This is a genomic window from Streptomyces canarius, assembly GCF_014650735.1.
Taxonomy (GTDB): Bacteria; Actinomycetota; Actinomycetes; order Streptomycetales; family Streptomycetaceae; genus Streptomyces; species Streptomyces olivaceoviridis.
Window position 1 is genome coordinate 159220 of record NZ_BMVN01000017.1, and the last position, 26234, is coordinate 185453.

At 73.1% G+C, this 26234-nt stretch carries 20 protein-coding genes and 1 pseudogene; 14 read left to right on the top strand and 7 right to left on the bottom strand.

Annotated elements, in window-relative coordinates; genetic code table 11:
• Window positions 1-95: 95 nt before the first annotated feature.
• A complete protein-coding gene (locus tag IE294_RS24225) occupies window positions 96-596 on the bottom strand; it encodes a ferritin-like domain-containing protein (RefSeq protein WP_189889416.1) in 501 nt (166 codons plus the stop codon).
• Window positions 593-1093: a hypothetical protein gene (locus IE294_RS24230; protein WP_189889418.1), complete on the bottom strand. Its 501-nt coding sequence runs from the start codon at window positions 1091-1093 to the stop codon at window positions 593-595. The genes IE294_RS24225 and IE294_RS24230 overlap by 4 nt, the downstream gene beginning before the upstream one ends.
• A 231-nt stretch (window positions 1094-1324) precedes the next feature.
• Here IE294_RS24230 and rimP point away from each other — a divergent pair, with 231 nt between their 5' ends.
• The 9 genes from rimP to IE294_RS24275 all read left to right on the top strand — a co-directional run bounded on the left by rimP (window position 1325) and on the right by IE294_RS24275 (window position 14069).
• Window positions 1325-1852 carry a ribosome maturation factor RimP gene (gene rimP, locus IE294_RS24235; RefSeq protein WP_189889420.1) on the top strand — a complete coding sequence of 176 codons (528 nt, stop codon included), beginning with the start codon at window positions 1325-1327 and terminating at the stop codon, window positions 1850-1852.
• 2 nt (window positions 1853-1854) lie between these two features.
• Entirely contained in the window at window positions 1855-2841 is a 987-nt protein-coding gene (nusA, locus tag IE294_RS24240) for a transcription termination factor NusA (protein ID WP_014675348.1), read from the top strand.
• A 124-nt stretch (window positions 2842-2965) separates the two neighbouring features.
• Entirely contained in the window at window positions 2966-3262 is a 297-nt protein-coding gene (locus IE294_RS24245) for a YlxR family protein (RefSeq protein WP_189889422.1), read from the top strand.
• Between the two features lie 144 nt (window positions 3263-3406).
• Window positions 3407-6466 (top strand): translation initiation factor IF-2, encoded by a 3060-nt coding sequence (infB, locus tag IE294_RS24250; RefSeq protein ID WP_189889424.1) that lies wholly within the window; start codon window positions 3407-3409, stop codon window positions 6464-6466.
• Between the two features lie 194 nt (window positions 6467-6660).
• Window positions 6661-6954, top strand: coding sequence for a DUF503 domain-containing protein (locus tag IE294_RS24255; RefSeq protein WP_014675350.1), 294 nt, complete (start codon window positions 6661-6663; stop codon window positions 6952-6954).
• Between the two features lie 40 nt (window positions 6955-6994).
• Window positions 6995-7453 carry a 30S ribosome-binding factor RbfA gene (gene rbfA, locus IE294_RS24260; RefSeq protein ID WP_189889426.1) on the top strand — a complete coding sequence of 153 codons (459 nt, stop codon included), beginning with the start codon at window positions 6995-6997 and terminating at the stop codon, window positions 7451-7453.
• Complete coding sequence (truB, locus tag IE294_RS24265) at window positions 7450-8355, top strand: tRNA pseudouridine(55) synthase TruB (RefSeq protein ID WP_189889428.1); 906 nt, start codon at window positions 7450-7452, stop codon at window positions 8353-8355. Before rbfA ends, truB begins: the two co-directional genes overlap by 4 nt.
• Before the next feature lie 352 nt (window positions 8356-8707).
• Window positions 8708-12991 (top strand): trypsin-like peptidase domain-containing protein, encoded by a 4284-nt coding sequence (locus IE294_RS24270; RefSeq protein WP_189889431.1) that lies wholly within the window; start codon window positions 8708-8710, stop codon window positions 12989-12991.
• A gap of 130 nt (window positions 12992-13121) precedes the next feature.
• Window positions 13122-14069: a bifunctional riboflavin kinase/FAD synthetase gene (locus IE294_RS24275; RefSeq protein WP_189819821.1), complete on the top strand. Its 948-nt coding sequence runs from the start codon at window positions 13122-13124 to the stop codon at window positions 14067-14069.
• 94 nt (window positions 14070-14163) lie between these two features.
• On the opposite strand, the gene IE294_RS24280 is transcribed toward IE294_RS24275, so the two are convergent.
• The 3 genes from IE294_RS24280 to eccE form a co-directional block, all read right to left on the bottom strand.
• The gene (locus tag IE294_RS24280) at window positions 14164-17652 is read right to left on the bottom strand and encodes an SCO5717 family growth-regulating ATPase (protein ID WP_229917320.1); all 3489 of its coding nucleotides are present in this window, start codon (window positions 17650-17652) and stop codon (window positions 14164-14166) included.
• 301 nt (window positions 17653-17953) lie between these two features.
• The gene (locus IE294_RS24285; RefSeq protein WP_189889433.1) at window positions 17954-18703 is read right to left on the bottom strand and encodes a hypothetical protein; all 750 of its coding nucleotides are present in this window, start codon (window positions 18701-18703) and stop codon (window positions 17954-17956) included.
• Window positions 18703-20064 carry a type VII secretion protein EccE gene (gene eccE, locus IE294_RS24290; protein ID WP_189889435.1) on the bottom strand — a complete coding sequence of 454 codons (1362 nt, stop codon included), beginning with the start codon at window positions 20062-20064 and terminating at the stop codon, window positions 18703-18705. The genes IE294_RS24285 and eccE overlap by 1 nt, the downstream gene beginning before the upstream one ends.
• A gap of 207 nt (window positions 20065-20271) precedes the next feature.
• Here eccE and eccB point away from each other — a divergent pair, with 207 nt between their 5' ends.
• Window positions 20272-21795, top strand: a complete 1524-nt coding sequence (gene eccB, locus IE294_RS24295; RefSeq protein WP_189889437.1) for a type VII secretion protein EccB — start codon at window positions 20272-20274, stop codon at window positions 21793-21795.
• Window positions 21796-21819: 24 nt separating this feature from the next.
• Window positions 21820-23085 carry a type VII secretion-associated serine protease mycosin gene (gene mycP, locus IE294_RS24300; protein WP_189889439.1) on the top strand — a complete coding sequence of 422 codons (1266 nt, stop codon included), beginning with the start codon at window positions 21820-21822 and terminating at the stop codon, window positions 23083-23085.
• Window positions 23086-23193: 108 nt separating this feature from the next.
• On the opposite strand, the gene IE294_RS24305 is transcribed toward mycP, so the two are convergent.
• The gene (locus IE294_RS24305) at window positions 23194-23547 is read right to left on the bottom strand and encodes a DUF4333 domain-containing protein (protein WP_189819827.1); all 354 of its coding nucleotides are present in this window, start codon (window positions 23545-23547) and stop codon (window positions 23194-23196) included.
• A gap of 131 nt (window positions 23548-23678) precedes the next feature.
• On the bottom strand, window positions 23679-24377 hold the full coding sequence (locus IE294_RS24310) for a hypothetical protein (RefSeq protein WP_189889441.1): 699 nt from the start codon (window positions 24375-24377) through the stop codon (window positions 23679-23681).
• Between the two features lie 36 nt (window positions 24378-24413).
• Between IE294_RS24310 and IE294_RS24315 the strand changes: the two genes are divergently transcribed.
• The 3 genes and pseudogenes from IE294_RS24315 to IE294_RS24325 form a co-directional block, all read left to right on the top strand.
• Window positions 24414-24725: a hypothetical protein gene (locus IE294_RS24315; protein WP_189819829.1), complete on the top strand. Its 312-nt coding sequence runs from the start codon at window positions 24414-24416 to the stop codon at window positions 24723-24725.
• A gap of 19 nt (window positions 24726-24744) precedes the next feature.
• Entirely contained in the window at window positions 24745-25986 is a 1242-nt protein-coding gene (locus tag IE294_RS24320) for a putative T7SS-secreted protein (RefSeq protein ID WP_189889443.1), read from the top strand.
• A gap of 36 nt (window positions 25987-26022) precedes the next feature.
• Window positions 26023-26234 (top strand): annotated as a pseudogene (locus IE294_RS24325) (hypothetical protein); the annotation flags it as partial.

Genomic DNA, 26234 nt, shown 5'->3' on the forward strand with positions numbered 1-26234 from the left:
TCCCGTCCTGGTCCTGTTCCCGATCGTGTCCGGTGCCGTCCCGTCCCGCCGTCACGGGCTGTCCGGGCAGTGGCCCCGGCCCGCCCGGCCGGCGGTCAACGCGCCGGCGAACCGGACGGCGACGGTGCCGTGCCGGCCGCGCCCGTCCGTTCGCCGGACCGCTCGGCCAGACCAGGGAAGGCTACGCTCCCCCCGCTCCAGCGCACCGCCCGCACCGCGGCCTCGCGCAGCGCCCCGGCCGCGTCGGCCCGCCGCGCGCCGGTCGTGGCCCGCACCAGGTCCGAGTAGACGCCGGCCACCCGCTCCTCCAGCCGCGCGGCCAGCCGCAGCGCGCCCGCCCCGTCCTCGACCGGGAACGGCAGCGCGTACGCGGCGCTCGCGGCGACCGGTGCGCCGCCCAGGTCGCGTACGGCGCGCACCAGCGCGTCCCGGCGCGCGCGGTGGGCGTCGTACGCCGACCGCGCCTCCGTCCGGCGCCGCTCGCCGATCCGTCCGCCCACGACGCCGTACCCGTACACGGCCGCGTGCTCCGCCGCCAGCGCGGCCTGCAAGGCGGTCAGCTCGGCCGTCCCGTCCTGCTCGGTCCCGTCGCTCACCTGGCTCCCTCCGTCAGCAGGTACGCGTGCGCGGCCCCGGCCGCGGCGACCGACGCCAGCAGCCGCGCCAGCTCGCCCGGCGCCTCCAGCAGGTCCTTGGCGCGCCGGTCGGCGAGGGCGCGCTCGGCGGCGGCCAGCCCGGCGACGGCGTCCTTCTCGCCGGCCGGGACGGGAGCGGTGGAGGCGGTGGCCGTGGCGGAAGCCGTGGGCGCCGTACCGTCCGTGAAGGCCGCCGCGTGCGCCGCGACCTGGGCCCGCAGCGGGCGCAGCCGGTCCGCCAGGCCGGGGTGCGCGGCGAGCACGGCGTCGTACCGTGCCAGCAGCCCCCGGCTGTCCCGCGCCGCACGCGCGCGTGCCCGCTGCGTGGCCGACGGACCGTCGTCGCCGGACTCCGGCCCGGCCGAGCAGCCCGTCAGCAGGGCGCCGCCGGCGGCCGAGGCGAGCAGGGTTCTTCTGCGCGGCCCCGAGGGCACGCGCGAGGGCGGGGGGTACGGCACGGCTGACGTCCTCGGGGGCTCGTACGAACACACGGGCGGGAACGCCGACCCGCCGTTGATCACGGTACCCGCGAGTCCCTCCGCCTCGTGTCACCGGCTCGACGGCCGACCGCACCGGCCCGCGAACCACCCCGGACCTCTGATGCGAACCGGCCCCTGTCGGAGGCAGTACCCTTTGATCAGACACGCGACCCATCCCACAACAGCACACGCGGCCGAGGAGTCACCCGGATGAGCACCACCCAGAGCGAGAGGCTGCGAGAGCTGCTGGAACCGCTCGTCACCTCCCAGGGGCTGGACCTCGAAGAGATCGCCGTGGACTCCGTCGGACGCAAGCGGGTGCTGCGGGTGGTCGTCGACTCCGACGCCGGGGCGGATCTGGACGCCATCGCCGATGTGAGCCGCGCGCTCTCGGCGAAGCTGGACGAGACGAACGCGATGGGTGACGCGGCGTACGACCTGGAGGTCGGAACCCCCGGCGCGGAGCGCCCCCTCACCGAGCACCGGCACTTCGTGCGCGCCACCGACCGGCTCGTGAAGTTCCAGCTCACGGAGGGCGCCGAGCTGGTCGCGCGGATCCTGAAGGTCGACGACGAGGGCGTCGACGTCGAGGTGCCCGGCGTGAAGGGCCGCAAGGCCACCGCCCGCAGACTCGGCTTCCCGGAGATCGCCAAGGCGCGTGTGCAGGTCGAGTTCAACCGCAAGGACAGCGCCGGCACGGCCGGCGAGAAGGACATGAAGGAAGAGGAGGAGGCGTAGCCGTGGACATCGACATGAGCGCCCTGCGGGGCTTGGTTCGGGAGAAGGAGATCTCCTTCGACCTGCTGGTCGAGGCGATCGAGTCGGCCCTCCTCATCGCCTACCACCGCACCGAGGGAAGCCGCCGACACGCGCGCGTGGAGCTCAACCGGGAGACCGGGCATGTGACCGTGTGGGCGAAGGAGGACCCCGAGGACCTCGCCGAGGGGCAGGAGCCCCGCGAGTTCGACGACACCCCGTCCGGCTTCGGCCGCATCGCCGCCACCACCGCCAAGCAGGTGATCCTCCAGCGGCTGCGCGACGCCGAGGACGACGCGACGCTCGGCGAGTACGCCGGCCGCGAGGGCGACATCGTCACCGGTGTGGTCCAGCAGGGCCGCGACCCGAAGAACGTGCTCGTGGACATCGGCAAGCTGGAGGCCATCCTGCCGGTGCAGGAGCAGGTGCCCGGCGAGAGCTACTCGCACGGCATGCGCCTGAGGTCGTACGTCGTCCGGGTGGCCAAGGGCGTGCGCGGGCCGTCCGTCACCCTCTCCCGTACGCACCCGAACCTGGTGAAGAAGCTCTTCGCCCTGGAGGTGCCGGAGATCGCCGACGGCTCGGTGGAGATCGCGGCCATCGCCCGTGAGGCCGGTCACCGCACCAAGATCGCCGTACGGTCCACCCGTTCGGGCCTGAACGCCAAGGGCGCCTGCATCGGCCCCATGGGCGGCCGGGTGCGCAACGTGATGGGCGAACTGAACGGCGAGAAGATCGACATCGTCGACTGGTCGGACGACCCGGCGGAGATGGTCGCGAACGCCCTGTCACCCGCTCGGGTGAGCAAGGTGGAGGTCGTGGACCTGGCCTCCCGGTCCGCCCGGGTGACCGTGCCGGACTACCAGCTGTCGCTGGCGATCGGCAAGGAGGGCCAGAACGCCCGCCTGGCGGCCCGGCTGACCGGCTGGCGGATCGATATCCGGCCCGACACCGAGCAGGCCGGGGAGTAGACCGGGGAGCCGATCGGGGCGCCGGAGGGAATAGATCCAAGCCGTTCGGCGCTCAGATCACGACAACAGCCGTTCGATTCTTGCCCCAAAGGGGTGAGGTCGGTACGGGGAGGTAGACTTAGCTGTGTCTGGCCGGACGCACGCCCGAGCATGCCCTGAGCGCACCTGTGTGGGGTGCCGGGAGCGGGCGGCCAAGAACGATCTCCTGCGGATCGTGATGATCGAGGACGCCTGCGTCCCCGATCCTCGCGGTACGCTGCCCGGCCGGGGTGCGTACGTGCACCCCGCCCTGGTCTGTCTCGACCAGGCGGTACGCCGCCGGGCGTTCCCGCGGGCACTGCGCGTCCCGGGACCGCTCGACACAAAGGCGTTGCGCCGATACGTCGAGCAGACAACAGTTGCCGAGCAGGCAACGCCGTAAGACAAGCCGCACGGAACCCCGTGCGGTCTGGTACCTCGCGAGTCGAAAGCAGGTCGAGATTGCGATGAGCACTCGATGAGTACGCGATGAGTACGCCCATGAACTAGCGACGGTCCGGCTTCACCCGGACCTCAAAGGAGCGAAGTGGCTAAGGTCCGGGTCTACGAACTCGCCAAGGAGTTCGGTGTCGAGAGCAAGGTCGTCATGGCCAAGCTCCAGGAACTCGGTGAATTCGTCCGTTCGGCGTCTTCGACCATCGAAGCGCCGGTTGTACGCAAGCTGACCGACGCCTTCCAGGGCGGTGGCAACGGCAAGTCCGCCCCGCGCAAGGCCGCCCCCAGGCCCGCCGCGCCCTCTCCGGCGCAGGCGGCACGTCCGGCTGCCCCGGCCCCGAGGCCGGCGGCCCCCAAGCCTCCGACGGCGCCCGCTGCCCAGCAGCCGGCCGCCCCGTCGGCCCCCTCGGCGCCCGCACAGGCACCGGCCCCGGGCCCGCGCCCGGTGCCCGGTCCCAAGCCCGCGCCGCGTCCGGCCCCGGCCGCCCCGGAGTTCACCGCTCCGCCGGCCCCGGCCGCGCAGACCCCGCAGGCTCCGGCCGCCCAGGGTCCGCGTCCCGGCGCCCGTCCCGGTGCCCCGAAGCCCGGTGGCGCCCGTCCGGCCCCCGGCCAGGGCCAGGGTTCCCGTCCGGGCCAGGGCGGTGCCCGCCCCGGTGGCCAGGCCGCGCGTCCCGGTGCCCGTCCGGCCGGTCCGCGCCCGGGCAACAACCCCTTCACCTCCGGTGGCAACGCCGGCATGGCCCGTCCGCAGGCCCCGCGCCCGCAGGGCGGTCCGCGTCCCGGCCCCGGCGGTGCCCCCGGCGCCGGTCCCCGTCCGCAGGCGCCCGGCGCCCAGGGCGGCGGTCCGCGTCCGCAGGCTCCCGGCGGCAACCGTCCGTCCCCGGCGGGCATGCCCCGTCCGCAGGGCGGTCCGCGTCCCGGCCCGGCCGGTCCGCGTCCGAACCCCGGCATGATGCCGCAGCGTCCCGCTGCCGGCCCGCGTCCCGGCCCCGGCGGCGGTCGCGGCCCGGCCGGTGCCGGTCGTCCCGGCGGCGGCGGCGGTCGTCCCGGTGGCGGTGGCTTCGCCGGCCGTCCCGGTGGCGGCGGCGGTGCCCGTCCGGGCGGTGGCGGCGGCTTCGCCGGTCGTCCCGGTGGTGGCGGCGGCTTCGGCGGCGGTCCCGGCGGTGGCGGCGGTGGCCGTCCCGGCTTCGGCGGCCGTCCCGGCGGTCCCGGTGGCCGTGGTGGCACGCAGGGCGCCTTCGGCCGTCCCGGCGGTCCGGCGCGTCGTGGCCGCAAGTCGAAGCGGCAGCGTCGCCAGGAGTACGAGGCCATGCAGGCCCCGAGCGTCGGCGGCGTGATGCTGCCGCGCGGCAACGGCGAGACCATCCGTCTCTCCCGCGGCGCGTCGCTCACCGACTTCGCGGAGAAGATCAACGCCAACCCGGCGTCCCTCGTCGCGGTCATGATGAACCTCGGCGAGATGGTCACCGCGACCCAGTCCGTCTCCGACGAGACCCTCCAGCTCCTCGCCGGCGAGATGAACTACACGGTTCAGATCGTCAGCCCGGAGGAGGAGGACCGCGAGCTGCTCGAGTCCTTCGACATCGAGTTCGGCGAGGACGAGGGCTCCGACGAGGACCTGGTCGTCCGTCCGCCGGTCGTGACCGTCATGGGTCACGTCGACCACGGTAAGACGCGACTGCTCGACGCCATCCGCAAGACGAACGTCATCGCGGGCGAGGCCGGCGGCATCACCCAGCACATCGGTGCCTACCAGGTCGCGACCGAGGTCAACGACGAAGAGCGCAAGATCACCTTCATCGACACCCCGGGTCACGAGGCGTTCACCGCCATGCGTGCCCGTGGTGCGAAGTCGACCGACATCGCGATCCTGGTCGTCGCGGCCAACGACGGCGTCATGCCGCAGACGGTCGAGGCGCTCAACCACGCCAAGGCGGCCGACGTGCCGATCGTCGTCGCGGTCAACAAGATCGACGTCGAGGGCGCGGACCCGACCAAGGTGCGCGGTCAGCTGACCGAGTACGGCCTGGTGGCCGAGGAGTACGGCGGCGACACCATGTTCGTCGACATCTCCGCCAAGCAGGGTCTGCACATCGACTCGCTGCTGGAGGCCGTGATCCTCACGGCCGACGCCTCGCTCGACCTGCGGGCCAACCCGAACCAGGACGCGCAGGGCATCTCGATCGAGTCCCGTCTCGACCGCGGCCGTGGTGCCGTGGCGACGGTCCTCGTCCAGCGAGGCACGCTGCGGGTCGGCGACACGATGGTCGTGGGCGACGCCTACGGTCGCGTGCGCGCCATGCTCGACGACAACGGCAACAACGTGGCCGAGGCAGGCCCGTCGACGCCGGTCCAGGTCCTGGGTCTGACCAACGTCCCGGGCGCCGGCGACAACTTCCTCGTGGTCGAGGAGGACCGAACGGCCCGCCAGATCGCGGAGAAGCGCGCCGCCCGCGAGCGCAACGCGGCCTTCGCGAAGCGCACGCGCCGCGTGTCCCTGGAGGACCTGGACAAGGTGCTCAAGGCCGGCGAGGTCCAGCAGCTGAACCTGATCATCAAGGGTGACGCTTCTGGTTCGGTCGAGGCCCTGGAGTCCTCCCTGCTCCAGCTGGACGTCGGCGAAGAGGTCGACATCCGCGTCCTGCACCGCGGCGTCGGTGCGGTCACGGAGTCCGACATCGACCTGGCGATGGGCTCGGACGCCATCGTGATCGGCTTCAACGTCCGCGCGGCCGGCCGCGCGGCGCAGATGGCCGAGCGCGAGGGCGTGGACGTCCGGTACTACTCGGTCATCTACCAGGCGATCGAGGAGATCGAGGCGGCCCTCAAGGGCATGCTCAAGCCGGAGTACGAAGAGGTCGAGCTGGGTACGGCGGAGATCCGCGAGGTCTTCAAGTCGTCCAAGCTGGGCAACATCGCCGGTGTCCTCATCCGCTCCGGCGAGGTGCGCCGCAACACCAAGGCCCGCCTCATCCGAGACGGCAAGGTGGTCGCGGAGAACCTCAACATCGAGGGCCTGCGTCGCTTCAAGGACGACGTCACCGAGATCCGCGAAGGCTACGAGGGCGGTATCAACCTCGGCAACTTCAACGACATCAAGGTCGACGACGTCATCGCGACGTACGAGATGCGGGAGAAGCCGCGGGTGTAACGCCTGTGGTTCGTGCTGGCCGGCGGGACTGCGGTCCCGTCGGCCAGCACGCCGTTTTCCGCCCGGGTGCCGGTCCGGCCCACCGCACCGAAACCCTGTCGAGCCACCGGCGGGTACGGGGTACGGTTCTTGATGTCCCCGGCCGCACGGATCCGGGGCCATCGATCCCGTACCGGCGGGTGAACCGGTTGCACATGTACGTGGGGACTCTGTCCTTCGACCTCCTCCTCGGCGACGTCCACTCGCTGAAGGAGAAGCGCTCCGTCGTCCGCCCGATCGTCGCCGAACTCCAGCGGAAGTACGCCGTGAGCGCGGCCGAGGTGGACCACATGAACCTCCACCGGCGGGCGGTCATCGGCCTCGCCGCGGTCTCCGGCGACGCGGCGCACCTCACCGACGTACTGGACCGGTGCGAGCGGCTGGTCGCCGGCCGCCCCGAGGTGGAACTGCTGTCCGTGCGACGGCGCTTCCACGGCGACGACGACTGACCACGAAACGCAAGCAAGAGAAAGAACGGGAGACGGACCAGTGGCCGACAACGCGCGGGCTAAAAGGCTGGCGGACCTCATCCGGGAGGTGGTGGCCCAGAAGCTGCAGCGCGGGATCAAGGACCCGCGGCTCGGCTCACACGTCACCATCACGGACACCCGGGTCACGGGTGACCTCCGGGAGGCGACCGTCTTCTACACGGTCTACGGCGACGAGGAGGAGCGGAAGGCGGCAGCCGCCGGCCTGGAGAGCGCCAAGGGCATCCTGCGCTCCGAGGTGGGGCGCGCGGCCGGGGTGAAGTTCACGCCCACCCTGACCTTCGTGGCGGACGCCCTGCCGGACACCGCCCGGACCATCGAGGACCTCCTCGACAAGGCCCGGCAGTCCGACGAGAAGGTGCGCGAGGCGGCCACGGGCGCCACGTACGCCGCCGGCGCCGACCCGTACCGCAAGCCGGCGGACGACGACAGCGACACGGACGGCGACGCCACCGAATGACCCAGAAGCACACCGCGCCCGACGGCCTCGTCATCGTCGACAAGCCGTCGGGCTTCACTTCGCACGACGTGGTCGCCAAGATGCGCGGGATCGCCAGGACCCGCCGCGTCGGCCACGCCGGCACCCTCGACCCGATGGCGACCGGCGTCCTGGTCCTCGGGGTCGAGCGCGCCACCAAGCTCCTCGGGCACCTGGCGCTCACCGAGAAGGAGTACCTGGGCACGGTCCGCCTGGGCCAGAACACCCTCACCGACGACGCCGAGGGCGAGATCACCTCGTCCGCCGACGCCTCCAAGGTGACCCGGGACGCCATCGACGCGGGCATCGCCAAGCTGACCGGCGACATCATGCAGGTGCCGTCCAAGGTCAGCGCCATCAAGATCGACGGCGTACGGTCGTACAAGCGGGCCCGTGAGGGCGAGGACTTCGAGATCCCCGCCCGGCCGGTCACCATCTCCTCCTTCACGGTGTACGACGTCCGGGACGCGGTCGCCGAGGACGGCACGCCCGTGCTCGACCTGGTGGTGTCGGTGGTCTGCTCCTCCGGCACCTACATCCGCGCCCTCGCCCGCGACCTGGGCGCCGACCTCGGCGTCGGCGGCCACCTCACCGCGCTGCGCCGCACCCGCGTCGGCCCGTACAAGCTGGACGCGGCGAAGACGCTGGACCAGCTCCAGCAGGAGCTGACCGTGATGCCGATCGCCGAGGCCGCCACCGCGGCGTTCCCGCGCTGGGAGGTCGACGCCAGGCGGTCCCGGCTGCTGCTGAACGGCGTCCGGCTGGAGATCCCCGACGAGTACGCGGGAGCCGGTCCCGTCGCCGTGTTCGACACCGAGGGCCGTTTCCTCGCGCTGGTCGAGGAACACCGGGGCAAGGCGAAGAGCCTGGCGGTCTTCGGCTGAGGGTCTGAGGCCCTGAGGCTCTGAGCCCCTGAAGGCCGAGCTGTGAGCCCCGAGGACGGGCCCGCACGGATCGGCTGTCCGCCGTGGAGTGGCCGTCCCCCGTGGGCCGGCTGTCTGCCGTGGAGCGGCGGCCGGCCACACGGGGTCGGTCCTGCCGCCGCTCCACGGTCCCCCCTCGGTTCCCCCACCCCTAGGGTTATCCAGCGACTTCCGTCCATTCACCCGTCCGGGCAGGCGCTCGGAGTGAACCGGGGGAGCGGAAGGGGGCGCGTTCACCACGTGATCTGTCCCGCCGATCATCCCGCGCCTACCGTCGGAACCAGGGCACGGGGACGGGCGGGGAGGTACGACCATGACGGAACGGGGCCCGCGGGGCGGAAGCGGGCGCCGGGGGCACGGGGGCGAAGAGCGGCCGTTCGAGGAGCGGGCCGAGGGGGAGCGCGCGGGCGGGCACGGCGCCTACGGGGTACGGCCGTCCGGGGCGCGCGTGGACGAGGAGTGCGCCGCTGGTGGGCCGGGCGCGGGTCCGGCTGACCGTGCCCTGGCCACCACCCCGGCCGACGACACGGGCGCGGGCGCCGGGACCGGCCGCTGCGACGCCGCCCTCGTCCGCATCCGGGACCTGGCCGGCCGCCCGCGCGGACTCGGCTTCCTCGCCGATCACGAGGGCACCCTGCTCACCAGCCACGAGGCTGTCGACGGCCTGCCCCGGCTGGTGCTGCACGCCGGCGGCGACCGTACCTGCGTGGTCGGCCCCGACGCGGTCACCGCACTGCCCGGTCTCGGCCTCGCCCTGGTGCGCACCGAGGGCCTCGGCGTGGAGCCGCTGCCGCTGACCGTGCGGGAGCGGATCGACGCCGGCACCTATGTCCAGGTCGCCGCCGGCTGCTGGCGCGAGGCGCGGGTGCTGGCCGCCACGCAGGTGACGTACACCGCCACGGACCGCTTCCACCTCCTGGACGACGCGCTGGAACTGGCCATCGGCACGGCCGGCCGGGACGCGCTCCGGCTGGGCGGCGGCGCGGCCGGCGGACCGGTGCTCGACGCGCGCACCGGCGCGGTCGTCGGCGTCCTCGGCACCGCCCTGCACAGCGCCCAGCGCGACGCGGGCTTCGCGGTGCCGCTGCGGCCCGCCGACGGCGCCCTCGCCGACCTGCTCGCCCGCAACGCGGCCACCGTGCCCGCGTACGGCGCCGACCTCAACCTCGCCGGCATCCTCCAGCTGACCACGACCTCGGTCGGGCAGGACGGCCCCCCGGGCACCGTCGAGCCGGTCGAACGCCCCGGCATCACCGGGGAGGTGGCCGACTTCGCCACCGGCGACCGGCCCGTGCTCGGCCTCGTCGGCGCGCCGGGCAGCGGTCGTACGACGGAACTCGCGGCGCTCGCCGCCCGTCGTGCCGGAGGTGAGCGGCCGGCCCCCACGCTGTGGCTGCGCGGCGCCGGCCTGAGGGGCACCGACGGCTCGGTGGCCGACGTGGCCCACCGCGCCCTGGCGCGTGCCGCCCGGATCATCGCCGCCTCCCGCTCCGGCCGAGCCGAAGACCTCGGCGACATCACCCCCGAGCGCGTGGCCCGCCTCGCCGTCCGGGCCGGCCGCCCGCTGCTGCTCCTCCTGGACTGCCCCGAGGAGATGCCCCCCGCCCTCGCCGACCGTCTGTCCGCCTGGGCCCAGGGCACGGCCACCTGGCTGACCGAGACAGGAACCCGCCTGGTGGTGGCCTGCCGGGAGGAACACTGGGAACGCACCGGCCGGGCCTTCCCACCGGCCGTCCTCCACGTGCCGGGCGCCCCGGGGGAGCCGGTGCGAACGCCGCCTGACCACAGGGTTCCGGCGGGCGGCGGCGAGCTTCCGGCGACGGAGCCCGGAGCCGGGGTCCCGACGAGCGACGCCGGTCCGGACCGTGCGCCGGCCGACTCCGCGGCTCGGGCGGACGGCGCTGGTGCCGTGTACGCGTCGGCTGGGCCTGCGGTTGAGGCGGGCGGTGTGGGTGCGGTGTGCGCGTCGGCTGGCTCTGCGGCCCCAGCGGGCGGCGGTGAGCCGCTGCACAGCGCACCGGCCGGCCCTCCGGCTGTGCCCCCGGGCTCAGCCGGACCGGCCGTGCTGCCGCACGGTGACGCCGGCCGCGCGCCCTCGCCCGGTGCCTCGCCCGACGGCGCCGAGCCGCGGGTCCCCCTGCCTCGCCTTGCCTTCCCGGCGGGCAGCCCCGAGCCGCACCACCCCCCGGCCCGCCTCGCCTCCCCGGCCGACAGCCCGGCATCGCACCGCACGCCCGGCACCCCCGCGACCCCACCCCAGGCATCCCCCGCACCCGCCGAGTCGGTCCCCGGCGTTCCCGGCGAGTGCCCTCGCACCCCCGCGATCCCACCCCAGGCATCCCCCGCACCCGCCGAGTCGGTCCCCGGCGTTCCCGGCGTTCCCGGCGCCCCCGGAGAAGCCCCCCTCACCCCCGCCACCGACCCCCTTCCGCCCTGTCTGCGGATCGGGGACTTCACGATCGGTGAGGCGCGGTGGGCTCGGGTGCGGTACGGGATTCCGGAGGGTGCGCTCGGTGAGCGGGACGCGCGGCATCCGCTCGTGCTGCGGCTGTTGTCCGAGGTGCGGGCCGCCGTACCCGACGCGCCGGTCATCGGGCCCCTCGACCGGCACGACGTGTTCGCCGCCTACCTCGATCTGATGTGCCTGCGCATCGCGGTCCGCCTGGCCGCCGCCGGCGGTCTGCGCGGAACGGCCGTGCGGCGGCTGGCGGCGCGGGTGGCCGGGCAGGTGCACGAGGCCGCCCGGCGCAGCCTCGGGCCGGGGCAGGGGGCGCTGGACGGGGAGTCGTTCGAGGCGGTGTTCCCCTGGGGCCCCGCCCCGGCCCGGCTCGGCGGCGGTACCGGCTGGGCCTCCGCCGTGCTGACCGAGGGCCTCCTCGTGCCGGCCGGTACCGGCTACCGCTTCGCCCACGAGGAACTGGCCGACTGGATCCAGGGCACGCACCTGGACCTGGACGCGGCGCTGCGGGCCCTGGTGCACCGCGTCGGCGAGCCGAGCGCCCCCCGCCCGGTGCCGCACCATCGCGTCGGACCCGTCGTCCAGGCGCTGCTGCTCCTCGCCCGTCAGCAGGGAACCGGTCAACTGTCCCTACGGCTACGGGAGTTGGTCGACGCTCTCGACCGTGACACCGGCTCCTGGTGGGCCGCCCGGCTGCTCGCCCGGACCCTGCTCCAGGTCCCGGACGCGACGCCGTACACCGAGGTGCTGCGCCTGCTCGCCGACCGTGTCGTCGCCTGGCACGGCGCCCGGCGGCCCGTACCGGCCGACTTCCGCCCCGCCTTCTGGACCGGCCTGCCCGTCCCCGACACCGAGCGCCTGGACCTGCTGCGCCGCCTCGTCCTGGCGGACCCGGCGCCCCCCGCGGCAGGCGACCGGTACCTGGACGCCGTCGCCGGACTGCTCGCCGCCGCCCCCACCGTCGTACAGCCCCTGCTCACCCGGTGGTTCACGGACGAGCGGCCACTGCCCGCGACCCCGCACGCCACCGTGGCCACCGCCGCGCAGGCGCTGCTGCACACCCACCGGCACGGCGCCCTGGACGATCTCACCGAGGTGCTGATGGCCTGCGCGCACCGGCGTGCCGACGAACTGCTCGCCGTCCTCGCCGAGGAGGAGCCGTCGGCCCTCTGCCGGGCGGTGGACCGCTGGGCGCACGACGAGCGCCCCGCCCGCCGGGTCGCGGCCGTGGCCTTCGCCCTGCGCGCGGCCCCCCACGCCCGCTCGGACGCCGACCGCGAGCTGCTGCGCTACGCCGCCCTCACCCTGCTCGCCCGCCCGGCCGACCGGACCCTGCACGGCGCCGCCCTCGCCCTGCTGGTCCGCGATCCGCGCAGCCGGGACCGGCACCTGCCCGCGGCCCTGCGCCACTTCACCGACGGCGACCCGCAGTTCCCGCCCAGCGCCCTCGTCCCGGCCCTGACCACGCACCCGGAACCGGTCCTGGGAGCCTTCCGCGTCCGCCTGTGCGCCCCGGGCGCCGGTGGCCCGGAGACCGGAGCGGTCCTGCGCGGCCTCACCCAGGTCGATACCCCGGCCCTGGCCCGCCGGGTCGCCGCGCTCGTCCAGGAGGCGCTGCGGCTGCGCCCGGAGACCGCCGGACCCGTCGCCGGCCAGGTCGCCGGGCACGTCGGGCGCCGCCTCGAACAGGGCCCCACCGCCCGCCCGGCCCTGCTGCCCCTCGTCACCGGTCTGCTCGACGGCGCTCCCGAACCCCTCCGGGCAGCCCTCGCCACCGTCCTCGCCGCCCCCGGCACCCCCGCCTCCCGCCCGTTCCGCCGCGAGCTGCTGGAGTTCCTGCTCGCCCGGGAGGAGGACCCGTCCGTCCTGCTCGCCGTCCTGCACGCGGCCACGGAACACGGCGGCCGGGAGGAGGAGGCCCGCGGCCTGGTCCACCGCACCGGCCTGCTCCTCGTCCGCACGCCCGAGGGCGCCACCCGTTTCGACCGCGCCCTGGTCGACATCGGCCGGCACGTGCCCGGCTTCGCCGCCCGCATGGCCCGCTGGCTGAACGAGACCCCGGACGACTGGGCGGCCGTGGTCGGCCCCAGCGCCCGCCGCATGATCGAGAGCCTGGCGGGCGTACGCGTACCGGCCTGAGCCGCGGCGGGAACGTGCGCCCCGTCACAGCCCCCATGCCGATGCTGGCGCGGGGCACCCGGCATGGCACCCTTAGACCTGCACGACGAGGTCAAGACAGACACGGACAAGGGTTCGAGGAGCGGTCACAGTGCAGCGCTGGCGTGGCTTGGAGGACATCCCCGAGGACTGGGGGCGCAGCGTCGTCACCATCGGTTCCTACGACGGCGTCCACCGCGGTCACCAGCTGATCATCCAGCACGCCGTCGACCGGGCCCGCGAGCTCGGCGTCCCGGCCGTCGTGGTCACCTTCGACCCGCACCCGAGCGAGGTCGTCCGCCCGGGCAGCCACCCGCCGCTGCTCGCCCCGCACCACCGCCGCGCCGAACTCATGACCGAGCTGGGCGTCGACGCGTGCCTCATCCTGCCCTTCACCACCGAGTTCTCCAAGCTCTCGCCCGCCGACTTCGTGGTGAAGGTCCTGGTGGACAAGCTGCACGCCAAGGCGGTCGTGGAGGGCCCCAACTTCCGCTTCGGCCACAAGGCGGCCGGCAACGTCGAGTTCCTCATCGAGCAGGGCAGGATCTACGACTTCGAGGTCGAGGTCGTCGACCTGTACGTCACCGGTGAGGCGGGCGGCGGCGAGCCGTTCTCCTCGACGCTGACCCGCCGCCTGGTCGCCGAGGGCGATGTCGCGGGCGCCCGCGAGATCCTGGGCCGCCCGCACCGCGTGGAGGGCGTCGTCGTCCGGGGCGCCCAGCGCGGCCGGGAACTGGGCTTCCCGACGGCCAACGTCGAGACGCTCCCGCACACCGCCATCCCCGCCGACGGCGTGTACGCCGGATACCTGCACGCCCAGGGCGAGGCCATGCCGGCCGCGATCTCCGTCGGCACGAACCCGCAGTTCGACGGCACCGAGCGCACGGTGGAGGCGTACGCGATCGACCGCGTCGGCCTCGACCTGTACGGCCTGCACGTCGCCGTCGACTTCCTCGCGTACGTGCGCGGGCAGGCGAAGTTCGAGTCGCTGGAGGCCCTGCTGGAGCAGATGGCCGCCGATGTGAAGCGGTGCCGGGAGATCGTGGCGGCGGAGGAGTAGCCGCTCGTTCCGGCGGGAGTCGTTCCAGCGAGGCTCGTCACAGCGAGAAGGGCGGCCGGTGCGGTGAGCACCGGCCGCCCTTTCTCGTGGCCTCTTACTGCTGGGGCGGGGCGGGGGGAGCCGGGGGAGCCTGTGGAGGCTGCTGCCCCGGCTGCGGCTGCGGCTGGGGCTGCGGCTGTCCGGTCTGCGGGTAGCCCGGCTGCTGCGGCGCCCCCGGGTACGGCTGCGGCTGGCCCTGCTGGGGCGGGTACGGCTGCTGCGCCGGGGCGTACGGCTGACCCGGGGCCGGGGGATACGGCTGCCCGGGGGCCTGGGGATACGGCTGCCCGGCGCCGTACAACTGCTCCGGCATGGGCTGCCCCGGCATGGGCTGTCCCGGCATGGGCTGTCCCGGCATCGGCGCTCCCGGCATGGGCGGGGCGGCCACCGGCGGCGGGTTGCCGTCGCTCGTCCACAGGCCGTGCGCCTGCTGGTGGCGGGTGAAGTCCTCGGCGACCATCGCGGCGAGGTTGAAGTACGCCTCACGCGTCTTCGGCCGCATCATGTCGAGGTCGACCTCGGCGCCGGCCGCCAGATGCTCGTCGAAGGGCACGACGATGACACCGCGGGTGCGGGTCTCGAAGTGCGCCACGATGTCCTCGACCTTGATCATCTTGCCGGTCTCGCGGACCCCGGAGATCACGGTGAGGGAGCGGGAGACCAGGTCGGCGTACCCGTGGGCGGATAGCCAGTCCAGCGTGGTACTGGCGCTGCTCGCGCCGTCCACGGACGGCGTGGAGATGATGATGAGCTGGTCGGCGAGGTCGAGCACCCCGCGCATGGCGCTGTACAGCAGACCGGTGCCCGAGTCGGTCAGGATGACCGGGTACTGCCGGCCGAGCACGTCGATCGCGCGCCGGTAGTCCTCGTCGTTGAACGTGGTCGAGACGGCCGGGTCCACGTCGTTGGCGATGATCTCCAGACCGGAGGGCGCCTGGGAGGTGAACCGCCGGATGTCCATGTACGAGTTGAGGAACGGGATGGCCTGGACGAGGTCACGGATGGTGGCCCCGGTCTCCCGGCGCACCCGCCGCCCGAGCGTACCGGCGTCCGGGTTGGCGTCGATGGCGAGGATCTTGTCCTGCCGCTCGGTGGCGAGGGTGGAGCCGAGCGCGGTGGTGGTCGTGGTCTTCCCGACACCGCCCTTGAGGCTGATGACCGCGATCCGGTAGCAGGACAGCACCGGCGTGCGGATCAGCTCCAGCTTGCGCTGCCGCTCGGCCTCCTCCTTCTTGCCGCCGAGCTTGAACCGGCCGCCCGCCGCCGCGGGCCGCCCGCTCTTCGCCTTCTGCTTCTTGTTGTTGAGCAGCCGGTCCGAGGACAGCTCCACGGCGGCGGTGTAACCGAGCGGCGCGGCACCGGGGTTGATCGGCTGCCGCTGATCATGCTGAACGGGCTGCGGCCACGCGGCACCGGAGCGGGGGTCGACCGGGGCGTGCGGAGCGCCGGGGGCACCGTCCGGGTTCTGAGGCGGCTGCGGGAACCCGTAACCGCCCTGCTGGGCCTGCGGGTCGGGATTCCCCGGCTGAGGGAAACCGTAGCCGCCGGGCTGCGCCGCGGGGTTGGGCACGCCCGGCTGCGGGAATCCGTAACCGCTCGGCGGAGTGGGACCGTTGGAGTGCGGCTGGGGCGCCGGGGGCTGCGGGAATCCGTAACCGCCGGGCTGGGCCGGTGGGGTGGGGGTGCCGGGCTGGGGGAAGCCGTAACCGCTCGGGGGCGTGGGGCCGGGAGTGGGGCCGTTGGGGGCCGGCTGCGGGCCGGGTACCGGAGCGCCGGGCGCGCCCGGCTGACCCGGTTGGTTGGCGGGGGTGGCCTGGCCGGGTTGGTTCGGCTGGTGCCACGCGGCGGGCGCGGGCTGCGGGGCCTGCGGCTGGAACGGCGGCTGCTGGCCGGGCATGCCGGCGGGACCCTGACCGCCGCTCGCCTGCGGCTGCTGACCGGGCATCGGACCGGGCTGCTGCGGGGCGGCGGCCGGCTGCTGCCCGGGCTGTGCGGGCCACTGGGCGGCGGCAGCCGGGGCGGCGGGCTGGTACGAGGGCGGCAGCGGGGGCAGCCCGTTCTGCGGCGCGGGCGGCGTCCAGCCAGGCTGGGCACCCTGCGGGGCCGGGGGAGCGGGCGGTACGGCGGCGTAGGGGGCGCCGGGAGCGGGCTGAGCCGCGGGGGGCTGGGCGCCGGGGTGGGCGGCGTCCGGCTGGGGGAAGCCGTATCCGCCGGGCTGCCCCGGGGCGGGGTGAGACGTGTGGGGCTGCGGGGCGCCGGATTCCGGGGTACCGGGGTGGGCGGGGGCGGCGTCGGCGTGCTGGGCCGCGCTGTCCGACGCACCGCTGTCCGCAGTACCGTCACCCGGCAGTGCGCTGTCGTCCGCCGCACCCGGCTGAGGCGCACCGGCCGGGCCCGTCACGCCCGCGGCCCCGGCGTCCGAGGGCTTCGGCGCATCGGACTGCGCCGAGTCGGCGGAGCCCTCCGCTCCGGCGGGACGCACGGCGTCGGCGGCGCCCCCGTCAGCGCCGGCCTTCTCGGAGTCACCCTCCTCAGCGGCGGCCTGCTCGGCAACGCTCCCATCCGACTCATCCGGCTCATCCGACACGGTCTTCTCATCGGCGGCGGTTGCGTCGGACGCGGAACTCCCCGAAACGGCGGACTCCGCCACCGAGCCGTCCTGCGCGGCAGCCTCGCCACCGGACTCCTCGGCGCCGTCCTCGTCGCCGGACGTCCCGGCACGGTCGACGTCGTCCTCCCTGTCGACGGGCCCCTCGGCCCCGGAGGCACCGAGGGAACCGTCCGAACCACCGGACCCCTCGGCGTCGACAGAGCCCTCGGCACCACCGGGGCCCTCATCCCCGGACTCGGCCGGCTCTCCGGCGGCACCGGCGCGCTCGGCGATCTCCGCCATCTGCCGCTTCAGGGCGACGGAGGAGAACCGCATGGTCGCCCCGCTCTCCAGATCCCCGTTGTCCGTCTCCGGCTCGACCACACCCGAAGCGGCCGACGCCTCCGGCTGGGCAGGCTGGGCCTGTTGCGGCTCGAAGCCCTCGGGCAGCCGCGGCATCGGAACGGGGTCACCGGTCGGCGGCGCGGGCTGCGCAGGCCCGGCCGGGGGAGCGTACGAGGTCCCCTGCGGCGGAGTGAACGACGCGCCCTGCGCCGGGCCGTACGGAGTTCCCTCCGCCGGACCGTACGAAGGCCCCTGGGCCGGAATGAACGGAGTCCCCTGCGGGGGCGGACCCACCGGCGGGGTGGCCGGCGGAGGCGGTGTCGGGCCCGGTACCGGCGCGGTCGTGGGGAACGGCAGCCCGGGAGCCGCCGGAGTGCCCGAGTCGCCGGCAGCCGCGGACCCGGTGGACCCGGCGAAGCCGCCGGCACCTCCCGTACCGCCGGTGCCACCGGCACCCGTACCGCCCGCTCCCGACGCGTTCTGCGTGTACCAGGCGGGGGGAGCGTAGTCGATGGTGAACTCGCCGGTGGTCTCGACGGCCTCCGCGTCGGGCTGGTCATCGCCGGGTGTGTCCCAGCCCCCGCGCATCCCGTCCCGATCGCTGCTCACAGTTCCTCCTGGTGTGGTCGAGCACCCTCATGCCGTGCCGGGGCGACCATGTCGTGTCGTACCGAGTCGTCCGTAGTCGTTCGGGGCGGTCCGAAGCACCGGCTCTCCCCCCGGGACACCGACGCCGGTTCACGGGTCCTGCCATCGCGCCCACTCCCAGCCTAATCACCAGGAGCCGCACCTCGGCAGGCCCGCCCACCTCTCCGCGCCCGCACACCAGGTCACGGCACGCGTGCAGACACCTGTCCGCCCCGTGCGATCGCGCACAACACCCTGAACAAAAGGGACGGAAAAGGGCAGTTCAGTCCATCCGTCGGGGTGTGCCCAACAATCCGGTCTCGGCGTCGGTGGGTTGGGTCAGCACGTACTGCCGGTCACGGTCGGTACACCACAGGGTGACGCCGTCGGGCAGCCCCGGCAGCGACTCCACCTCGGTCCGCGACAGCCCCATCGTGCGCCCGAGTTCGGCCGCCTCGTCCGGCGAGACCCGCTGGATACCGGCGAGCCGCGCCTGCCGCAGCAGCCGGGGCGCGACGGGGCTGAGATACGGCAGCAGGGTCAGCACGGACTGCCAGGGACCGGACACCACCCGGCCGCGCGGGGGCCGCATACCGCAGTCCCGCACCACCAGCACCGGCGTACCGGCGGAGGCACCCTGCGGCGGCACCCGCCCGACGTCGTACACGGACAACCCGTTCTGCCCACCGCCCATGGCATGCACCATCTGCATCCAGGCCTGAGGCCGCCCGGTCTCCACCGCGACCCGGGCACCTGTGGCGGCGGAGCGCAGGGCCATGACCTGCGCGGTCCACAGGCCGCCGATGAGCACGATGTCGTACGGCGTGGGGCGGTTCACCCCGAGGATGGCGGGCTGCCCCTCGTTGTTGACGCCGACCACCACGCCGTCGTCGCCGATGGGCAGGGTCAGCGCGTCCACCTGCTCCACGGGCAGGGTGTGCCGCGGGTGACGGGGGCCGAGCAGGCCGAAGCCGGTGCGCAGCCGCTCACCGAGACCCGGACCGGACGGGGTGGGTGAGGTCGTCATGGTCATCAGCGGGCACCTCCGAGCGGCAGGGTGGCCAGAACGCCGGGAAGTTGTTCACGGTCCAGGCGTGCGAGCCCGGTGCGTGCCTGCTGCGCCGCACGCTCCAGATCGCGCCGCGCGTCGGTCAGTTCCTGCTTGCTGCGGCCGGTGATCCGCACATGGCCGGTGACGGTCACGTCCTGCTGCGCGCCCTTGGCCAGCGTCAGGCTGAAGGTCGTCGCGAGCGCGGGCACGGCGGTCAGCTGTGCCACCAACTGGGCCAGGGAGCCGCCGGAGCCGCCGAGCTGGGGCCAGCGCCGCACCCAGTAGGTGGTGTGCCGGCGGTTGTCGCAGCGCCAGCTGCGGCTGGACTCCTCGGTCCGCCGCTGCGGCGCCTCGCCCCGCCCGGCCTGGGCGGTCACCATCGGGTTGGCACACGCGGAGGTGGCGATGGCGGCCGTCAGCTCCTCCTCGGTGAGCACGTTCGCCCGGAACCCGGCGCCGGTCAGCCGGCTCGACAGGTGTTCGGCCGAGCGTGCCAGGCACTTCTGCGCCCCCAGCAGCCCGCCGCCGCGCGCGGCCACCGCCTCCGGGCACAGCTCGGGGTCGAGCTTCAGTGCGATCCAGGTGATACGGACCGCGGGGGAGCCGGTCTGGGCCTGCAACGGCGCATAGTTGCTGACGACTACGGACTGCTGAGGCAGGTGCAGCGCGGGCGCGGGCTGGGTGTGCACCACGATCTGCGCCGACTCCAGCTGGATGCCGTCGACTTCGAGGACGTCCCGGACGAGGGCCATCGGCAGCGGTCGCCTCCCGCGCTCCGCGCGGAGCGCGTCGACGTCCGACTCCACCTGGAGCACCGCGGTCAGGAAGCCGCCGTCGCCCACCATGCCGATCGGCCGCTGATCGCGGTCGTCACCGCGGTTGAAGCTGAACGTGCGCAGGGTCGGGTCGCATTCCACGGCGGGCGCGAGACCGGAGTCGGTCCCCGGCGGCACCGGAGTGCTCGCGGCCCGCCGTATGCGGGACCGCATGGCCAGCAGGGTGCCGAGCCATTCCGGCAGGGAGCGTCCCCGGCGCCGTACGACGGCGAGCACCACGAGTACCAGGGAGACGGGGGCGACGGCGATCAGCGCCATCGCGCCGATGAGCCAACCGCACAGCGCGAGCGCGCCCGCGATCTCCAGCAGCACCAGCCGCTGCACCGCGAACGAACCGCCACGGCCCGAGCGGGACTCCAGACGCGGCGCGAAGGCGTCCTGGTAGGGCGTGGACGCCTGGTGGGCACCGTCTCGCCCGGAGGAAGAGCCGCGGGCACCCGACCGGCGCGCGCCACTCGATCGTGACCCCGATTGCGATCGCGACCGGGTCCGCGTTGCGGAAGCCATCACTTCAAAACCCCCGAACTCTCCCGAATTCCCTTGCGCTCCGGTCCCTTCGAGCCCTGAGCACCCTACCCGTGCCACCAGCACGTCCTCGTAACAGGCATAGTAGGGGCCGGGTCTGACAGTCGAGGCACCAGAGGAAAACCGAGGACGGGGGACGGATCTTCACAGGTCCCCCACGGCTCCGCAACGGGGAGAGAGCGGACACAGATGGCATCACGGCGGGACGAACTCAACGCCTACACCTTCGCGAAGCGCCGCACGCTGGCGTCCTTCCTGCGGCCTTCCCCCTCCGGCTCGGAGGAGGGCGCTCCCAAGCCGCTGGGCGCACTCGTCCCCGGCGTCGTCGTCGGTGTGGTCATCCTCGCGGTGTTCGGCGCGATCGGCATGTTCAGCCCGACGGCACCCAAGGGCTGGGACACCCCCGAGGAACACGTCATCGTCGCCAGCAAGTCGACCACCCGGTACGTCGTTCTCAAGACGGGCAAGCAGAAACAGCTTCACCCCGTCCTCAACATGGCCTCGGCCAAGTTGCTCCTGGACCCGGGCAAGGCCAGCGTCATCACCGTCGACGAGAAGATCCTGGACAGCGGCAAGCCTCCGCACGGCGCCACCATCGGCATCCCGTACGCGCCCGACCGCCTGCCCTCCCCGGACGAGGCCGAGGCCGCCAAGCGCTGGGCGGTCTGCGAGCGGCCCGCCGACGGTGGCCGGGCCATCCAGAAGGCGGCGTTCGTCCTCGCGCAGAAGGAGTGGTCCAAGACGGAGGGGGCCGACAGGCTCACCCAAGGCGACCTGATGTACGTCGTCGGCCCGGATGGCAAGACCCAGTACGTCGTCGACGCGCGGGGCACGGCGTACAAGCTCGCCGACCCGGGCGACAAGGAACTCCTCAAAGCACTCGACACCCGGGGCCGTGCCCCGCAGCGCGTCTCCCAGGAATGGCTCGACACCCTCCGCAAGGGCACCCCGATCGCCATCCCGCCGATCGAGGGCACACCCGGCGCGAAGGCCGACGCCGGGATCATGCCCGCGCAGTACGACAAGGTCGGCGAGGTCATCAAGGCCTACGACGGACAGGTGTTGCGGTACTACGTCGTCCTGCGGGGCGAGGTGGCCCGTATCTCCGAGTTCACCGCCACGCTCCTGCTCAACAGCGGTCAGCTCGTCGGCGTCGGTCAGGCCGGCGAGGCGCAGCAGGTCAGCCCCGGCGCGGTCGCCGACAGCACGGCCTTCGACGAGGACAAGCACTGGCCGACGTACAAGCCGAGGACGGTGAACGACGGCTCCAGCGCCACCAGCGGCCGCAACACGGTCTGCAACGTGCTGCGGTCGGTCGGCGCCAAGGGAGCGAGGAACCTGTCCACCTGGGTCGGGAAGGACTTCCCCGCCCAGCTGCCCACGGGTTCCTCCAGTGCCTACGTCACCGCCGGTTCCGGTCAGCTCTACCGGCAGTTCCAGGGCACGGAGACCACGGCCGGCGGCGTCTTCCTGGTCACCGACACGGGCCTGCGCTACGCCTTGCAGTCCAACAGCGACAGCGCCACCGACGACAAGGGCATCGGAACCTCCGCCAAGAAACGCAAGGAGGAACTGGCCGAGGCGAAGATCGCCCAGACCCGCCTCGGTTACGAGAAGCTGACGCCCACGCCCATCCCGCTGGAGTGGTCGACCTTCCTGCCGACGGGCCCGCGCCTGTCGGAGGCGGCGGCGCGGCAGCCGCAGGGTTCGTAGCGGCGCGCGGAGGAGAACGGACTCATGCTGAAGGCAAGGACGTCGGCAGCCGCGACCCGAGCGGTGGTCGTGGCCGCCGCGGTGGCCCTCACCGCGGCGACCACGGTGCTCGCCCTGCCCCCTTCCCCGGCCCGGGCGGACGACGGCCAGTGCACGTTCCCGTCGAAGCCGTACGCGGGCCGGCCGTGGGCGCTGCAACGCGTCAACCTGGACGAGCTGTGGGCGCAGTCCACGGGCAAGGGCGTCCAGGTGGCCGTGATCGATACCGGTGTGGACGTCAAGAACCCGCAGCTCACCAAGGCTGTGGACGCGTCCAAGGGCAAGAACCTGCTGCCCGACAAGAACCGCGAGGGCGAGAAGATAGACCGCGGCAACAAGTCGGGCACCACCGACACGGTCGGCCACGGCACACGCGTGGCAGGCATCATCGCCGCCCGCCCGGCGAAGGGCACGGGCTTCGTGGGCCTGGCCCCGGACGCCACGATCATCCCGATCAAGCAGAACGACGCCGAGGGCGACGGCACGGCCGACTCACTGGCCTCGGCGATCACGTACGCGGTCCAGGCGGGCGCCGACGTCATCAACATCTCCCAGGACACGGCCGAGGCGCTCGACCCGAAGACCTCGAAGCTGAAGGACGCCGTCGACTACGCCCTGGGCCAGAAGGTCGTCGTCGTGGCGTCCGCCGGCAACGACGGCCTGGGCGGCAACGTCAAGGTCACGTACCCGGCGTCGTACGAAGGCGTCCTGGCGGTGGCGGCCTCCGACCGCAACAACGAACGCGCCGCGTTCTCACAGTCGGGAAACTTCGTGGGGGTCTCGGCTCCCGGCGTCGACATGATCTCCACGGTCCCGGGCAACGGCCACTGCTCGGACAACGGTACGAGCTTCTCGGCGCCCTATGTCGCGGGGGTCGCCGCCCTGTTGAAGTCCAAGTACCCCGACTGGACGGCCCAGCAGGTCGTCGCCCAGATCGAACAGACCGCGGAACGCGCGATCCCCGGGCGTGACCGGCTGGTGGGCTGGGGTGTGGTGGACCCCGTGAAGGCACTCACGGAGGTGGACCCGGCGCACCCCGTCGAGTCCCCGAAACCCGAGAACGGCGTGGTCAGGGGAGAGGCCCCGTCGGTCACCCCCCTGCACTTCGGCGAGACGGCCGAGGAACGCGACAACCGCCTGGCGACGTACACGGTCGTGGGGGGCCTGGTGCTGGTGGCGGGCCTGGCGGGCACGGCGGTGGCGGTCCGCGACGCGCGCCGCAGGCGCGGTGGCCGCCCGCGCACCTCCTGACGGCGGCTCTCCGGCGCCGTCGGTGACGGCGACATGGTGCGGCGGCGGCGCCCCCGAGGCACCGCCGCCGCGCGTCGTACCGCTCTGTTCGCCGCGAAGGGGCCCGCGTCAGCTCGCCGGCGGCGAGGCCTTGTCGTCGGCCTTCAAGTCGAAGTCGATCCGGCTCCCCTTCACGGAGGAGACGGTCACGGTCACGCCCAGCGTGCTGCCGTCGTCGGCGGTGAGCGTGCAACGGGTGGTGGTGCCGACCTTGCCCGCGAGGTCCTCCGGACAGGTGACGTCCGGCTTTGGCCGGCCCGTCTGTGCCGCGAGCTTCTCGGACACCGTGTCGGCCAGTTTGCCGGCGGAGAGCTTCGGCTCGGACTTCTCCACGGTGACCGATCCCGAACAGCCGACAAGCAGCACACCGGCGGCCACAGCCGAAATACTCCATGCTGCTGCGGACGTGCGGGCTATCGCCATGGGGGGCTCCATTCCGGGTATCAGGACGAGAGAACGCCCGAAGCATACTGGCACCCGAGAAGCTTCATGAATCCTCCATCCCGCCGACGCAGCCCTTCACTTGGCCTGCCGGAAATCCTCACCGGGAATCGTCACCGGGAATCAGACGCGCGGTCGAGGACATCGCAAAGGTAATCGAGCTTCGGCAGGACGTCTTCTTCCCGGAGTCGGCCCTTGGTCCAGGTGATGAGTTCGCCCCCGTCGAATCGGAGCGGGCCGTCGGCGTCCGCTGTGCGGAGCACGGAACCCCGGACGGTGTCCGGAGCGGTGACCGAGAAGACGGCGTAGTACGACGTCTTCGTGAGGGGGCGACCGGGACCCGCCGACTGGACGGTCCGCACGTCGCGGTACTCGAAGCAGCGAACGGTACGGCCACGATGCCGGCCCTCGACGCAGTCCCACACGCTCACTCCCGACGACACGTCAGGAAAGGGTGCGGCTCCCTCGTAACGGTCGGCGCCCCCCGCGACCCGCGCCCGGTACGTCCATCCCCGCCGCCGCGCGAGGGCGACGAGGGCGGAGACACCCTCGTCACCGCGGGAGTTCTCTCGGGCATCGGACCAGCTCGCCCAGACGATCCCACTGAAAGCGCCGCCGAAGAGAACGAAGACACCAGCGGCAGCCATGAGAAAGTAACGGCGGGGTATTTCGCGGTCGTTGACGATGACCACGTTGCGCCGTTTCGTCGGATGCGGCAGGTCGTCGAAGTTCATCGTTGAGTTCGCCTTCTGATGCTCGTAGGTGCCGATGCTACACTTCGCGCGCCGATCATTAAGTGCGTCAATGAGCACTGTTTCGGCAGGAGTTGATGAAGGGGAGGGCAATCGGTGGCTGATCCTGATCTGGGTGCGGATTCACAAACTCTCAAAAAGGGCGCCAAAGACGTCGTCGAGGCCCTGCGCCCGACCGAGGGTTTCGATCTGGAGGAGTCGGCGGGACGGAGCTCGTCCTTCGGGCATTCTTCGGCGTCCTCGTCGTTCGTGGCGTTCTGCGCTACCTGGCAGGCGGGCGCGCAGATCCTCAGCGGCAGCACGGCCCAGCGCGCGGCCGGGCTGATCTCGGCATCGGGCACCTTGACGGACACGGACGGGCAGGTCCGGGACGCGGCCAACTCCGTCAAGACGAACCAGGGCAAGTAAGGCAAGAGCGGGGGAAGCAGTGGCAGCCGCACTCGGGTCGACGAAGGACCCCAAGGAGCTCATTCCCGGTGACGTACACGCGCTGACCGAGCTCGCAGACACCATGCAGCACTGGTCGGACAAGTTCGACAAGGTCGGGTCCAGTCTGCGGGACGTGAAGGTCCCCGGCTGGCACGGAGAGGCCAGCGACGCGTTCTGGAAGAGCCTGAACGGCGAGAAGGGCAACTGGTACATCGCCTCTGACCACATGGCAGGTGCGGCCGGCGCCATCAAGTCGTACACCAGCATGCTCCACTGGGCGCAGGGTCAGGCGGCCGACGCGATAGAGAAGTGGGAAAAAGGCGACCACGCGGGAGCGCAGCAGGTGCTCAGCACCGCACGCACCCAGCTTGAGCACGAGGCCGGAACGCTCTCGTCCAAGCTGGAGAAGCTGTCCGGCGGCGCCAAGGACAGCCCGAACTGGCTGACCCAGGCGCGGCAGCTCGCCAAGGATCTCGGACTCGGCCAGACCACCGTCAAGGAAGACGAGCTGTGGCAGTACGGGAACAACCCTGCCGACAAGCGGAAGCGGCAATGGGGCTACCAGGACCCCAACGCCACGTCGGAAGATCCTGACGCGCCGAAGAAGGTCAGCTGGTCGGTGAAGATCGCCGAGTTCAGCGGCGGTGCCAATGTCTGGTCCGCGGATGCCAAGGGCGAGACCACGGTGGGCGGCGTCAAGCTGTCCGGCAACGCGGGCGTCTCGCTGCTCGGCTATGACGCCTCCGCGGTCGCCGGCATCACCGACGGAAACCTGGAGCTGAAAGGGACGGCCAGCATATATCTCGCCAAGGCCGAGGCCGGTGGCAAGGCCGAGTACGGCATTCTCGGCCTCCAAGCCCAGGGCAGTGCCCTGGTGGGCGCCAACGCCGAAGCGAAGGCCACCATCGGCAAGGACGGCCTGCACGGGGGCGCGGAGGCTTTCGCCGGCGCGAAGGCCGAGGGGTCGGCCGCCGCGGACGTGGGCGGCGTCGGTGCCGGTGTGACCGGCGAGGCGTGGGCCGGCGCGGGCGCCTCGGCCAGCGTCGACGTCGGCAAGGGCGACGACGGCAAGTACCACGTCGGCGGCGAGGTCGGTGTCGGACTCGGCCTCGGCGGGAAGGTGGGCTTCCAGGTCACCGTCGATCCGGGCGAGGTCGTCGACACGGTCGGTGACGCCGCGGACGCGATCGGCGACGCCGCGGGCTCGGCGTACGACCACACGCTCGGCAAGTGGTTCTAGGCTAGCGATGAGGCTCAGCAAGGAAGTGGGTTCACGATGACGGGCACGCTGCCGGTCAAGATCTCGTTCTCGTTGCCGGACGGCTGGCGATCGGCGCCACCGGACGAGGTGGGGGCGCCCGATGCGGCCTTCGTCGCTCTGCACCCCGCCTCCATCGACGGGTTCACGGCGAACATCACCATCGCCGGCGGGATGCGCAACGACAGCGCAACCATGCGGCAGATCGCCGACGAGTCGGTACAGCGGCT

Excerpts from the sequence above, each read along its gene's own strand:
- IE294_RS24270 (WP_189889431.1), top strand. The coding sequence starts at position 8,708 with ATGACGGAACGGGGCCCGCGGGGCGGAAGCGGGCGCCGGGGGCACGGG.
- eccB (WP_189889437.1), top strand. The coding sequence starts at position 20,272 with ATGGCATCACGGCGGGACGAACTCAACGCCTACACCTTCGCGAAGCGC.
- IE294_RS24255 (WP_014675350.1), top strand. The coding sequence starts at position 6,661 with ATGTACGTGGGGACTCTGTCCTTCGACCTCCTCCTCGGCGACGTCCAC.
- truB (WP_189889428.1), top strand. The coding sequence starts at position 7,450 with ATGACCCAGAAGCACACCGCGCCCGACGGCCTCGTCATCGTCGACAAG.
- rimP (WP_189889420.1), top strand. The coding sequence starts at position 1,325 with ATGAGCACCACCCAGAGCGAGAGGCTGCGAGAGCTGCTGGAACCGCTC.
- IE294_RS24305 (WP_189819827.1), bottom strand. The coding sequence starts at position 23,547 with ATGGCGATAGCCCGCACGTCCGCAGCAGCATGGAGTATTTCGGCTGTG.
- eccE (WP_189889435.1), bottom strand. The coding sequence starts at position 20,064 with ATGGCTTCCGCAACGCGGACCCGGTCGCGATCGCAATCGGGGTCACGA.
- IE294_RS24285 (WP_189889433.1), bottom strand. The coding sequence starts at position 18,703 with ATGACCATGACGACCTCACCCACCCCGTCCGGTCCGGGTCTCGGTGAG.
- mycP (WP_189889439.1), top strand. The coding sequence starts at position 21,820 with ATGCTGAAGGCAAGGACGTCGGCAGCCGCGACCCGAGCGGTGGTCGTG.